A 13,264-nucleotide genomic window follows, 5' to 3' on the forward strand; every position below is an offset into this window, starting at 1 on the left:
TGAAAAGTAACTTAAATCCGTATTCATCTCACCATCTATAGATGTGAGGGATTTCCGCTGAAAGAAGTTAAACAGACTATCGAACTGCGCAACGATTTGGACCAATTTCCATCTCTGTCTGTTCATCCTGTGTTGGCGTAATCTTCCCCATATTTACTTGACGAATTTCTTGATATGCATTTGGCTGTGGAGGTAGATGTTCTGTTACGACACTTCGGAATTCCGCTTCATCTTTAATATTTAAGCCGTGATTTTCAGCAAATAATTGTCCAAGATGTTTTGCTACAGTTCCGTCTTCATTTAGTTCATCAATCATCATAAAATGAGCTGGTAAAACAATTAGATCATCCGATAATTCTCTGTATCGCTTGTAAAGTGTTTCACGCAAATCACCAACCCAATCTTCTGCAAGACCCGCTAAATCAGGGCGTCCAATTGAATCAATGAATAAAATATCACCAGTTAATAAATATTTGTTATCCACAACAAATGACGTTGAACCAATTGTATGACCAGGTGAATAAATCGCTCCTACGTCAATTCGAGAGGCGCCCACTTGGACAGCTGTGCCATCAAGTAACGGTGTATAGTCAAATACAACTTCTTCTGCATCTTTCGGTGGTAAATAATACGTAGCACCAGTAGTTACAGCTATATGACGTCCACCAGAAATATGATCAGCATGCAAATGTGTATCGAACACATATTTAATGTTTACGTTTTTCTCTTCTGCAAAGCTTGTGAATACTTCAGTAAAACGAACTGCGTCGATAATCGCCGCTTCACCTTCAGAGATGACCATATAAGAAAGGCAGCCCTTCCCTAAACGTACAAATTGATAAAGCTCACCACCACCCGTTAAATCACCAACTTTAATCGGTTCTAAATATTCACTCCACGTTTTCATTCCACCAGCTAAATATGCAACCGTACGACCTGCATCTGATAACATCTCAGCTATCATCAGCGATGACCCTTCTTTCGCACAAACGACTAACACATCTTTATTAGCTGGAATCTCCGGTAAAATAACCTCAACGCCATCTAGTAGCTCAAAATACGGAATATTAAGGTATTCAAATTTACGGCCATCAATTTTCCAATCTTCGAATGCATCCGCATTTCGAACATCTAAAATAAATAATTCTTCATTATTAATTACTTTTTTCGCTACTTCTGCTGCACTCCATTTTAAAACCGACACTCCTATTACCCCCTAAGGTATTATTTTATTGGTTTTTTTAGCGGAAAGGATTGTCCTCTCCGCCTATATAGTGAACTATTTATATTTATTAGAACGTTAATGACGGTGCTGCATCTTTTGCAAACTCTAAGAACGTCACAGCTCCCCCAACTTCAATACCTTCAATAAAATCATCTGTCGTTAAACCCATTACATCCATAGTCATTTGACACGCGATCAACTTAACTCCTAATTCCTGCGCCATCTCCACTAATTGCGGAATTGCTGGTACATTAGCTTTAGCAAACCCTTCTGCAAAATGCTCTGCTCCCGCAGGCATAGGTAATGCATGCATCCCTTGTTTATGAATTAAATTTAATCCTTCGAATGTAAAGAAGATCGCTACTTCTTTCTCCGTAGCTGCCGCTGCAGTTGCAATATTGAACACCTTATACGCATCGAAAAGACCACCGTTACTTGCAATTATCGCTACTTTATTTGACATAATAAATTCCTCCTAAATATGTTTTGTTAAATGTCCCGTCCAGGAAGTCATCCCTGGTAGAACGTTAAATACTTTTGTAAAACCATGTGCCGCCATCTTTTGAGCAGCTAAATCACTGCGCTTCCCAGTTCGACAAACGACATAAATTTCTTGCTCTTTATCAAGTTCAGAAAGGCGTCCCTCTAGCTCACCCATCGGAATTGACTTTGCTCCCTCGATATGACCAAAAGCAAACTCTGCCTCCTCACGAACATCGAGAATAAGTCCTCCTCTTGCCATTGCCTCTTTTAACTCAATTGTATGTTCAAAAGTTTGCTCATCCATCTTGTCGTTTGAGCATTTACGAATATAATGTTTAAGCACACTTTCTTCTTCCACTGTCCCAACATATTGATGACCTACAGATTCAGCCCACGCAGCAATATCCGCCTTCGAACCCTTATCTGTTGCTGATACTTCTAAAATTTGACCATCTACTAAATCAGCCATCGCCTTTTTCGTTTTAACGATTGGCATAGGACAAGAAAGTCCCTTGGCATCCAGCTGAAAATCTGCCTTAATACTCATAACTTCCTCCCTCATACCTGTATAGGTATTATTTTTGTTAAAAAAATATAGCAGGTGCGTCCTCTTATTTTACTTCGCCATTCCAAGCAAGCATGCCACCAACCATATTAGATACATCGAAGCCTTGGCTTTCTAAAAACTGAGCAGCATTACCACTACGACCACCTGATCGACAGACCATAACATATGGTTCATTTTTATTTAGCTCATGCATACGAAATTCAAGTAAGCCAAGTGGGATATGAATAATGCCAGGAATGTGTCCTGACTCCACTTCATCTACTTCACGTACGTCGATTAAATTTATTGCCTGCCCTTGCTCTAAAGCTTGTTGTACTTCCATTACTGAAATTTCCTTCATACTATTCTCCTCCTAATACGCACTCATGCCTCCACGGACATTTGTCACACGCTCAAATCCTTGTTTCTGCAGCTGTTTACATGCCCGACTACTACGCATACCGCTTTGGCAAATGACAACGATCTCTTTATCCTTCGGTAACTTGTCAAAGCTAGAACCGAGCGGAATATTTTTGAACTGCGGAATATTTCGCCCCTTATATTCGGCAGGTGTACGCACATCAACAAAAACTTTATCCTTATCATTTAGAATATTTTTCAATTGTGCCGCTGAAATTGACTGCACACCTTTCGTTGGCTTCATTCGCCAAACGAAAAATGCTATAACAACAGCAAGTATAATCCATGTTTCCAAGTAATATCGCCTCCAACTTGATACTATTAAGGGTATATAAAATCTATCTACTTTTAACGACTAAATCCATTGCTTCTTGGATGGCGTTATTCATTTTTCCCGCATCCCCCTCAGCAGTCGTTACACACTCCAATAAATTTTCACTAACGATTACTCCGATAGTTCGATCAACCGCAGAACGCACGGCAGATAGCTGTGTAATCACATCTTTACAGTTTTTTTCTTCTTCCATCATGCGTAAAACACCACGCAATTGACCTTCTATTCGCTTTACTCGATTAGCTGTTTTTGCATCGTAAGCCATACTGTTCACGCCTCCTTTCAAAACGATTGATTGAACTTGCTTACGAGATTTATAATATACCCCATTAGGTATATTGTCAACATGAAAGCTCTAATTTTTTCTTAAACATCATTTCCATGTTATACCCCTTCTGTATCAACGTTTTACCCCATTAATCTCAGGTAGTTATCTACATCTCCCTTTAATTTTTCATAAAAAAAGCGAGAAATCCGACGATGCTATCATCGAATTTCTCGCTTATATGAACTTTAAATTATTTCTTTTTAATCGTAATTGTCCAAGCCGCATCGCCAACTTGCTCATACTCCGTTACCTCGTGCCCTTCTTCAGCTGCCCAACGAGGAATGGATTCTGTACCTTGTGTACAATCAAATTGCACTTCTAATTCATCGCCTGAATTTAAGCCTTTGATCGCTTCTTTTGCCTCTACTAAAGGAAATGGACAAACCATTCCCATAACTTCTAATATTTTTTTCATATGAAAGCACTCCTTTTTTTATGCTGGTATTATTTCTGTAGCTTGCTTAGCTTTTTTACTTGGTCGAACGAACACAAAGTAAGATGCAGTCCATGTACCTAAAATCATAAACCCTAATGAAATCCATCCTTGCCAAGTCATCATCGCCGTCATCACCAATCCATTACCAATTGAGCAACCTCCTGCTAAACCTGCGCCGAACCCCATCATAAGTCCACCACATAAGCTGTTAATCGCCGTTTTTGTATCTGGAATACGGAATCTAAATTCGCCACTCATTTTTGCTGCTAATAATGATCCTAAGAAAATACCTAGCACTAAGAAAACACCCCAGTTGATGAAGCTAATTTGTCCAGTCACCAAAAACTGCAAAATATTAGCAGAAGGTGTTGTAACGCCTAACCCACCTATTCGTCCAGTAGCAACACTTAATGGCCACGCTAAAGTTGCAATCACTCCAATAATTGTTGCAGTTATAAATGGATGCCAACGTTTTTCAAATAGTATATGTGCTAATCCCGTTTTTTTCGGCTTTAACCCCGGAATTTTCACTCGTGGCTTCTTTAACTCACGGTAAATGATAAATGTAACGACTACTACAAAAATCGTAATAATCAACCAGTTATTTACGCCAAGTGTCTCGGCAATAGAATTACTTTCAATTTTCGTTTCTTTAATAGCCGTATCCATCGGCAACAATACACCTGATTTCATCATTGCTGCTACAAGCATATAACCAGCTAATGCAATCCAACTGCCAAGTAAACCTTCCCCTGCACGATACCAAGTACCTGTTGCACAACCACCTGCGAAAATAATGCCAATTCCAAAAATAAACGAACCAACAATAACAGCTACGATTGGTAGCGAACCAGCACTGAATTCAAATACCTTTAAACTAATTAAGGTATATACACCCACACTTTGTATTGCTATTGCAATAAGTAATGCGTAAAACATACGGTTATCTTTTGTTAAATACATATCGCGGAATCCGCCAGTTAAGCAAAACCGACCACGTTGCATAACAAATCCAAGTAAAGCTCCGCAAATAAGTCCTGTAATAACCATTTGAACCATCGTCATTCCCCTTCCGATACCTTAGTATTCTTATAGGGTATATTACCACTTGTTTTACTATGAATTCAATGACTTTTTTTACTATTTTAAATACAATGACTTTTTTCATATTTGCGCACACAAAAACCCCTTGCTACAAGTGCAGAAAACTGCTTCTTATTACAAGGGGTCAGATCATTATTTATTTGGCTAACTGCATTGCTGGACCAAAGAATTCATAATGAATTTTTTCGTCTTTCACGCCAATCTCATGTAAATTTTCAATGATTGCTTCCATAAAGCCAACAGGTCCACATACGTAAACATCTGCATTATCGGCTACTTTTTCGGCTAACAATTCTTTTGAGATTTTCTTATTTTCATCCGAATATAACGCTGTATATGACGCATTTGGTAGCACATTTACTTTCTTTTTGATGTCATCGCTAAATGCTACAACTTTTTCATTGCGTGCACACTGGATAAAGCTCACTTCGTTTGTAGCATCGTCTGTTAGTGATTGCAGCATACTATTCAATGGTGTTACACCGATACCACCACTTATAAATGTAATAGGAGTAGAAGTTTCTTCTAAGACAAATAGCCCCGCTGGAACACTTACATCCACTAAATCTCCCACTTCTAATACGTCATGAATAAAGTTAGATACTTTACCATTTGGCGTATGATCACTTTCACGTTTCACTGAAATACGGTAGCCGTCTTCTGCGTCTGCTTGCGAAAGCGTATACTGACGGTTCATTAAATATTGTTCGCCTGGTACTTTCACACGGATACTGATATATTGACCTGGCTCATAAGCTGGTAGCGGCGTACCGTCTTCATTTTCAAAGTAGATAGATGTAACAAGATCACTTTCTACTACTTTTTTCGCCACTTTCAGTTGTTTAAATAAGCGCCAACCGCCATTACGCTCAGCTTTTTGATATAGCTCTTCTTCTACTTGAATGAAGATATCTGCAATGACGCCATATGCTTCAGCCCAAGCATTAATAATATCATCTGTTGCTGCATCACCAAGCACTTCTTTAATCGCTTTTAGTAAGTTTTCTCCAACAATTGGATAGTGCTCAGGTAAAATACCTAGACTACGGTGTTTATGAGCAATTAACATCACCGCTGGTAAAATAGCTTCTAAATTTTCAATATGAACCGCAGCAGCATAAACTGTGTTTGCTAATGCTGTTTGCTGGCGACCTTTTTCTTGGTTTGTATGGTTGAAAATATTTAATAATTCTGGATGAGCTTGAAACATATTTTTGTAAAACGTTTTAGTAATCTCCACTCCATGAACTTCTAATACAGGAACTGTCGCTTTAATAATTTGTACTGTTTCTTGTTTTAACATATCGCATACCACCCTTTCGTGATTACAATATAACGCTATCAATTCCTTAAAGCAATATGTAAAATACATCTTTAACAAAACGGACATAATTAATGTATTTTAAATACATCTTTAAAAAAGTATTGAATTTATTATACTTCAATGTAAAAATGCTATAATTATTTTGAACTATAGAAAGTAGGGTGTTCTTATGCGCTTAACTTTATACACCGATTATTCTCTTCGAACACTCATTTATTTGGGTGCAAAGGATGAAGGCCAATTATCAACTATCCAAGAAATTTCTGATGCTTACAATATATCGAAAAACCATTTAATGAAGGTGACACATCAACTTGGATTATTGGGCTATATTGAGACAATTCGAGGACGGGGCGGAGGAATTCGCCTAGCGATTGATCCAAAAACCATTACAATTGGTGAAATCGTGCGTCATACAGAAGAGGATTTTCATCTTGTCGAATGCTTTGACAAAGAAAATAATCTATGCAAAATTGCACCAGAATGTCAGCTAAAAGGCGTATTATATGAAGCATTACAAGCTTATTTATCAGTCTTAGATCGCTATACGCTTGATGATTTTTTACATTCGAAAGAAAAGTTGATGGCACTGTTGCTTGGCGAATAAAAATACCCGCACAACTCAAGTTGGACGGGTATTTCTTATGTCTATATTGTTTTACAATGCCTTTGAAAAGAAAATCATATCTAGCGCACGAATTCCATTTTCAAAGATTGGCTCTGGATAATTACTGAAAAAATCTTTTTCAATTGCTTCCATTCGAAAACCTGCTTTTTGATAGAACGCAATATTATCAATACTAGAATTCGCAGTTCCAACTATTATCGTTTGATATCCTTGTGTTTGACAAATTGTAGTTATTTGACGAAGCGCTTCTTTTCCAAGCCCTTTACCTTGATACTTCGGTACGATCGCAATATTTTTTAATTCTACTGTCTTATCAGACTGTTCTAGAAGTAACGCTACACCCGCTAACTGCTCGCCACATTTAATCTCATATAATTCACCGTCATTTAAATATTTCCGAACAGCTTCTTCACTTTCATCGGCCAATAACAATTGTGGTAAATAGTCTTCCCTCACACCTTCCACTTTCTTTAAAGATGTACGATATTGGACAAAATCTTCGCGCTCAAACACATTTAAAACACAAGGTTGCTTTTCTTTGATCTCTAGCCATGAATGCTCCTTCGGAAAATCATTTTCAACTCCGAGTCGAATAAAAGGCAACTTTTCCTGTGCCTTTTGTGAGCGAATATTGACCTTTCTAGCTCCTGCAAAAACATACTTTAACCCTAACTCAAAAAATGCAATATCTAAAATGGCAATTTTAGATTGAAGATTATAGCCTTTACCCCAAAATTCATAGCCTAGCCATGAGCCAATATGACAGCTCTTTTTATTGTGATCAATAAACATTAACGCCGTTACACCAATCAGTTGTCCTTCCTCATCTAAGACAACACGAGGAACAGTCTTTCCTGCTTCTTCGTCCACACACTCACGTTTAATAAAATTAATCGTATCTTCCACTTTTCCAGCAGGTAACCCTAGCGCATCTCGAACCTGTGGCATAGAAGACAGTGCATGCATTGCTTCAGCATATTTTATAGCGTGTCTCACTAAAGTTACGGCCATATTCTATTCTCCTTTTAATATGATCGTGCCCTACGCATTGGATTTTTGTATCATCCTCTAATGGCATAAGAGCTTTTTCCATCCATTTATTCATGTCTATGGCTTCATCACCATAGCGTGAGGTTGATTTCCGTTCCGGCTGGGCGCTTTGTTGCTGACGCTTCGCTTTCGCACAGAAAACATCCCCTTTGTTGCTGACGCTTCGCTTTCGCACAGAAAACATCCGCTTTGTTGCAGGGACCCGGGCAGCACGATGTTGGTCACGAAGGCGTTATCACAGGATGTGATGCTTTTAGCCTTCGTTCCTCGATTGCTGGTCCCCAAGGAGTCGCCCAGTTCTAACGAAGATCAACTTATACACATAGTATACGTTTTTAAAAAAGTCATCCCTAACTTTGACGATGAGGCATATTCATTTATTCCTAAATTTAATTATATGTTAGTTGCCAAGATACACCGAAACGATCCTGAATCCAGGCAAATTTCTTTGAAAACCCATAATTATCAAGCGGCATTAATGCCTGTCCACCCTCTAAAATTTGAGCAACCAGACTGTCGATTTCATCTATAGACTCACATTCCACAAAGATAGAAGTTGACGGTGTAAATGTAAAGTTATGTTGTATCACACTATCATTCACCATTATTTTCAAACCCTTTAAATGAAGAACAGCCATTGCAACCTGTTGTGAGTCTTCCATATAAGTTAAGCTTTCTACTTGTAACTCCGAAAACCATTGTTGATATTGCTGGATAGCTTCATTGGCTTGTCCTTGAAACATTAGAAACGTAGTGGCACTTTTCATTTATTTAACTCCCCTTCATATTTTGTAATCCATTGCGCTGGCGTCATTTTCGAAACGAGCTCTCCAATTAATTCATACGGAATATTTTTAGTGTTTGTAAAACGAATACAGCTTTTCCCCATATTAAGCTTTGTTGGAACTCGTTTCGCGTATTCCTCTTGGAACCACGAGAGTAACGCTTGATCTGCATAAATGCCCATATGATAAACCGCAATATGACGTTTTTGTGCAGCAAGACTTATAAAGGGTAAAGGAGTATTCGGTGTACAATGGTAGCCCTTCGGATAAGTAGATAACGGGACAACATAGCTTATCATGTCATAATTCAAATTTTCTTCAAAACCCTCTGGTAAATTGCTTTCTACCACATCTACAAGTTTGGCAAAACCCTCCTGCCATTTTTCATCTACTTGCTCAATATAAGTGTTTTTCATACTCTGTCCCCCTTTTCAATATAGTATTATTGCTAGGTGTATATCTTTATAAAAGACTCTTTCCATAACGTAGAATTGATTTCCGTTCCGACTAGGCGCTTTGCCGCTGACGCTTCGCTTTCGCACAGAGCAAAGCTTCCTGGGGGCGTCCGCTGAGCCGCTTAGGGCAACAGATGTTTTTTGCGCGAAAGCGTAGTGCTAACGTAGTGACAGTAGCAGGATGTTGGTCACGAAGGCGTTATCACAGGACGTGATGCTCTAGCCTTCGTTCCTCTATATCGCTGAGCCCCAAGGAGTCGCCTAGTCTACACTCCAATCAACTTAAATTTCATACTAAGTATCATCCCTATTTTTTTATGATGAGCCAATCTGATTTCCGTTTTTAATCGCTCTATTGTGTAATGGATACTAGGCTAATCATAGGATTGCCAATTACAATGAATATAGCATCACTAAAAGGAATCAATAAAGTCTCTTTGTTATTTATGCTTTACCTTCTGCCTTTGCTTTTCGGTATAATTCCTTTGTTTTGTAGCCTAGTCTAATAATTTCACGCATCTCCTCCAAGCGAGCTACCTGCGTCTCTTCCTTTTTCGCACTATAAATATATCGGGCCCAATCTTTTTGATAGCCCGGTGTTAATCCATCACAAAATGTTAAATCATCCGTATTTTCCGCAAGTGAATCACGCAATTGAGGAATCATACCTTCATAGTCGCTTACGCATTGACTACTCGCTGTCTTCTTCTTCCCACGGCTTTTGCCATCTCTTTTTATGCTTAATATTGAAAATGTCTCATCTAAAGACATAAGACTCGCAAATTTATAATCACTGCCAACAATGTATTTTTCATCATCTACTTGAATAGCCGGGAAGATTTCATCGCGATGAATAAACTGTTCATACTTCTTATTCCCTTTTTTCGGATACACAAAAAATAAATAGCCTTGTTCCACGAGAGTGTTTAACTTTATTTCATTTTGTAAGTACGTTACCATTTCATCAATAGTAAATACAAAGGTAATGATTCGATCATGAGGTGTATTCCTTGATTGGGGTATCCCCTCTAGTAACATATCCTGCGGCTGATTATGAATAGCAATGGACAATCCATCTTTAACTTTAAATTTCTTTTGCATAGTTTTGACACCTCTTTTAATGATCCATACAATTTCCTCTTAGTTTTGATAGTATAGCTGATTTAATGAAAAATTCGTACAAAAAAACGCTCAAATTTTCTCGAGCGTTTAAAATTGAGATAAGTTATTTAATTTTTGTAGCCACAACTATTGCTTTAACAATGGGAAGGATTATTACAATTAGCACAATCGGCAAGAACCACCAACCAATATTCTCTGTCTCCCCAAGTGCAATACGTATCATTTGGAATGATATAGCTGCAAATAAAATGAGACAGAGGTTTTTTGTTTCATTCAATCCTTTTCGGCTATTTAAATAAAAAGCCTCAACATTACTTTCATTTAAGCGTGCTGGGTAATTATGCGTATGCGGAACCTTTTCAAGGAACCCTAGAAAAATCCATAGAAATAGTCCAATAAACGGAAGGATAAATAATTCTATTTTGGAACCCCAGCGATCAACTTCTCCTGCTCCGTTAAAATGTCCTGGAATCTCCTCAGGTAGTTTGCCCCACATGACAAAAATATAAAGGATAGACAGTACAAATAATCCACCACCGATATAGTCCCAAATCTTTTCATATGTTGTTTTTGGCAATTTCAAAACAGGCCTATACATCTTCCCACATCCTTGCTTATTCCTTTACCATTTCTACGTTACTACAATTCATTTAGTTTCAAATTTGCGCAAATTGTCTTAATTGTTTGCAATATACACATAACTATCCGCTTTCACTAGCAGTGAAACGGCACTTTATTCTACCTTTTTTATCATTTTATCTACAACTTACGTCCTTACTCTTCCTATTCAATATAGTAGAAATTCTCATAATACTTTGTAAAATTAATATAATCTGATATAAATGGTATATACATATTTCATTTTTTTGTAACATTTCTACTAAATTACTGAGAAAGGAAACGACAACTATGCGATTTACTATCTATAAGAAGCTAACACTCGGTTTTTTTATTGTTATTTTAGTATTAATTGGCACTATCGGATTAAATTTTAAACAGCTTAATTCCGTAAACAAGACATATCGCGTGTTACTTGAAGAACAAACAACAAAATCTATTAGTATACAAGAGCTCCGCGCAATTGCTAAACAAGAAATTGTAAATATGAGAGGCTATCTATTACTTGGAGACAAGCAAAATTTTCAAAGTAATACGGCGTCCCGTGAAGAATTTAAAAAGAAATATGATGAATTAATGGCATCATTCGATTCTCAAAAATCAATTGAATTATTAGAGGCAATCAATAAAAGCGAGCAAGATGTCCAACAGTTCGCAGATCGAATGTTTTCATTAAAGGCAGATGGAGAAACAGAACAATATGTAAAGCTTGATAGCACACAAGGCCGACTAATTATTAAACAATTCGATGAACGTGTAGCTAACCTTGCTAACTACCAAGATGAATATATAAAAGAAAAAATCGCTGCTACATCAAAAGAAATTCAAGATATTAAATTCCAAATGATTATTCTTGGTATCTTTGCTGTTGTCATTAGTCTGATAATTGCTATGATCATGGGAAGCCTTATTTCCCGCCCAATCAGGGGAATGGCAAAGACTGCGAAAAAGATTGCTGGGGGCGATTTGACAGCTGAGCAAATTCAAATTAAAAATCGTGATGAAGTAGGCGATTTAGCACTTGCCTTTAATCAAATGGCGGCAAACTTAAAGGATCTTATTACAAATGTACGTCATAACACTGTACAAGTAAGTGGTTCTGCCGCTGAGCTAACCGCAAGTGCTGAACAAACTATTCAAGCGACAGAACAAATCACTTCCTCTATACAAGAAGTATCAAGCGGCTCCGAAGCTCAAGGGAAAAACGCTACTGAAAGCTCGGTAGCTATGAAAACTATGACAAAAGGCATTCAACAATTGGCTGTGACTACAGCTGCTGTTTCAGAGCTTGCTATAGAGACAAATACGGAAGCGAATAAAGGAAATGAATCACTACACCGTGTTATTACACAGATGGACACAATCAATTCAGCGGTTTTAGAATCTGCTAGCGTTGTGAAAGATTTAGAAAACCATTCTGTTGAAATCGGAAATATTATTAGCCTCATTACAGATATTGCAGAGCAAACAAATTTACTAGCATTGAATGCTGCAATTGAGGCAGCACGTGCAGGAGATCATGGTCGAGGATTTGCAGTAGTTGCGAATGAAGTAAAAAAATTAGCGGAGCAATCCAAACGATCTGCTGAACAAATTTCAACTTTGATTTCAGAAATCCAACAGAATACACACCACGCCGTAGCTGTTATGGATACCGGTACACAAGAGGTTCAAGTAGGTATGCAAGTTGTAAAAGTAGCGGAGGAAGGCTTCTCAAAAATCGTTGAACTGACCGAGCATGTATCCAAACAAATTCAAGAAGCAACGACAGTTTCAGAGGAAATGTCATCAAGCGCTGAGCAAATTTACGCATCCTTTGATGAAATTGCAACAATCGCACAGACGTCTTCTTCCAATCTACAAAATGTAGCTTCTGCTTCCGAGGAACAGCTTGCGACTATTGAAGAAGTGGCCGCTTCCGCTGCCACACTATCAAACATGGCCGAGGAATTACAAACACAGGTTTCGCGTTTTAAAGTGGAGTAAGGAATTTGGTAAAGTTTCTATAATAGCTAATTATCATAACGTGTGGTTGATTTCCGTTCCGACTGGGCGCTTTGTTGCTGCCGCTACGTTAGCACTACGCTTTCGCACAGAGCAAAGCTTCCTAGGGGCGTCCGATGAGCCGCTTCGCTGCAGGGTCTCGGGCCAACACGATGTTGGTTACGAAGGCGTTATCACAGGACGTGATGCTTTTAGCCTTCGTTCCTCTATATCGCTGATCCCCAAGGAGTCGCCCAGCCTCCACTCCAATCAACTTAATACATTGCATGCATTTTAACAATATTATGCCTCGAAGCACAACGACTATAGTTAAACGTATGAGCTGTTTTCAAAGCATCTACCTGGTAAAACGTAGAAAATCATTGATTCTACGAGTGCAAAGTCAGCTCATAAAACAAATA

The 13,264-nt window shown here is 38.1% G+C and carries 16 protein-coding genes; 2 read left to right on the forward strand and 14 right to left on the reverse strand.

Annotation, left to right across the window (positions count from 1 at the left end):
* Nucleotides 1–76: 76 nt before the first annotated feature.
* The 9 genes from ABNX05_RS08760 to hmpA all read right to left on the reverse strand — a co-directional run bounded on the left by ABNX05_RS08760 (nt 77) and on the right by hmpA (nt 6,180).
* A complete protein-coding gene (locus ABNX05_RS08760) occupies nt 77–1,204 on the reverse strand; it encodes an MBL fold metallo-hydrolase (RefSeq protein ID WP_349659359.1) in 1,128 nt (375 codons plus the stop codon).
* Nucleotides 1,205–1,292: 88 nt separating this feature from the next.
* Entirely contained in the window at nt 1,293–1,688 is a 396-nt protein-coding gene (locus ABNX05_RS08765; protein ID WP_079562216.1) for a DsrE/DsrF/DrsH-like family protein, read from the reverse strand.
* 12 nt (nt 1,689–1,700) lie between these two features.
* Entirely contained in the window at nt 1,701–2,255 is a 555-nt protein-coding gene (locus ABNX05_RS08770) for a sulfurtransferase TusA family protein (RefSeq protein ID WP_349659360.1), read from the reverse strand.
* 64 nt (nt 2,256–2,319) lie between these two features.
* Nucleotides 2,320–2,616 carry a rhodanese-like domain-containing protein gene (locus ABNX05_RS08775; RefSeq protein WP_349659361.1) on the reverse strand — a complete coding sequence of 99 codons (297 nt, stop codon included), beginning with the start codon at nt 2,614–2,616 and terminating at the stop codon, nt 2,320–2,322.
* Between the two features lie 12 nt (nt 2,617–2,628).
* Nucleotides 2,629–2,970, reverse strand: coding sequence for a rhodanese-like domain-containing protein (locus ABNX05_RS08780; RefSeq protein ID WP_349659362.1), 342 nt, complete (start codon nt 2,968–2,970; stop codon nt 2,629–2,631).
* Between the two features lie 43 nt (nt 2,971–3,013).
* Nucleotides 3,014–3,274: a metal-sensitive transcriptional regulator gene (locus tag ABNX05_RS08785; protein ID WP_349659363.1), complete on the reverse strand. Its 261-nt coding sequence runs from the start codon at nt 3,272–3,274 to the stop codon at nt 3,014–3,016.
* 253 nt (nt 3,275–3,527) lie between these two features.
* Nucleotides 3,528–3,752 carry a sulfurtransferase TusA family protein gene (locus tag ABNX05_RS08790; protein ID WP_079562211.1) on the reverse strand — a complete coding sequence of 75 codons (225 nt, stop codon included), beginning with the start codon at nt 3,750–3,752 and terminating at the stop codon, nt 3,528–3,530.
* A gap of 18 nt (nt 3,753–3,770) precedes the next feature.
* Nucleotides 3,771–4,832, reverse strand: coding sequence for a YeeE/YedE thiosulfate transporter family protein (locus ABNX05_RS08795; RefSeq protein ID WP_349659364.1), 1,062 nt, complete (start codon nt 4,830–4,832; stop codon nt 3,771–3,773).
* A 181-nt stretch (nt 4,833–5,013) separates the two neighbouring features.
* Nucleotides 5,014–6,180: an NO-inducible flavohemoprotein gene (hmpA, locus tag ABNX05_RS08800; protein WP_349659365.1), complete on the reverse strand. Its 1,167-nt coding sequence runs from the start codon at nt 6,178–6,180 to the stop codon at nt 5,014–5,016.
* Nucleotides 6,181–6,370: 190 nt separating this feature from the next.
* On the opposite strand from hmpA, the gene ABNX05_RS08805 reads away from it, so the two are divergent.
* Entirely contained in the window at nt 6,371–6,808 is a 438-nt protein-coding gene (locus ABNX05_RS08805) for an Rrf2 family transcriptional regulator (RefSeq protein ID WP_079562208.1), read from the forward strand.
* Nucleotides 6,809–6,859: 51 nt separating this feature from the next.
* Here ABNX05_RS08805 and ABNX05_RS08810 read toward each other — a convergent pair whose 3' ends face one another.
* The 5 genes from ABNX05_RS08810 to ABNX05_RS08830 form a co-directional block, all read right to left on the reverse strand.
* A complete protein-coding gene (locus tag ABNX05_RS08810; protein ID WP_349659366.1) occupies nt 6,860–7,840 on the reverse strand; it encodes a GNAT family N-acetyltransferase in 981 nt (326 codons plus the stop codon).
* 428 nt (nt 7,841–8,268) lie between these two features.
* Nucleotides 8,269–8,646, reverse strand: coding sequence for a VOC family protein (locus tag ABNX05_RS08815; protein ID WP_197143839.1), 378 nt, complete (start codon nt 8,644–8,646; stop codon nt 8,269–8,271).
* On the reverse strand, nt 8,643–9,080 hold the full coding sequence (locus tag ABNX05_RS08820) for a DUF1801 domain-containing protein (protein ID WP_349659367.1): 438 nt from the start codon (nt 9,078–9,080) through the stop codon (nt 8,643–8,645). Before ABNX05_RS08820 ends, ABNX05_RS08815 begins: the two co-directional genes overlap by 4 nt.
* Before the next feature lie 483 nt (nt 9,081–9,563).
* The gene (locus tag ABNX05_RS08825) at nt 9,564–10,220 is read right to left on the reverse strand and encodes a YdeI/OmpD-associated family protein (protein WP_349659368.1); all 657 of its coding nucleotides are present in this window, start codon (nt 10,218–10,220) and stop codon (nt 9,564–9,566) included.
* 124 nt (nt 10,221–10,344) lie between these two features.
* On the reverse strand, nt 10,345–10,839 hold the full coding sequence (locus ABNX05_RS08830; RefSeq protein WP_349659369.1) for a DUF1648 domain-containing protein: 495 nt from the start codon (nt 10,837–10,839) through the stop codon (nt 10,345–10,347).
* A 311-nt stretch (nt 10,840–11,150) separates the two neighbouring features.
* On the opposite strand from ABNX05_RS08830, the gene ABNX05_RS08835 reads away from it, so the two are divergent.
* The gene (locus ABNX05_RS08835; RefSeq protein ID WP_349659370.1) at nt 11,151–12,845 is read left to right on the forward strand and encodes a methyl-accepting chemotaxis protein; all 1,695 of its coding nucleotides are present in this window, start codon (nt 11,151–11,153) and stop codon (nt 12,843–12,845) included.
* The last annotated feature ends 419 nt before the right edge of the window (nt 12,846–13,264 follow it).

This window comes from Lysinibacillus zambalensis, assembly GCF_040183165.1.
GTDB classification, from domain to species: domain Bacteria; phylum Bacillota; class Bacilli; order Bacillales_A; family Planococcaceae; genus Lysinibacillus; species Lysinibacillus zambalensis.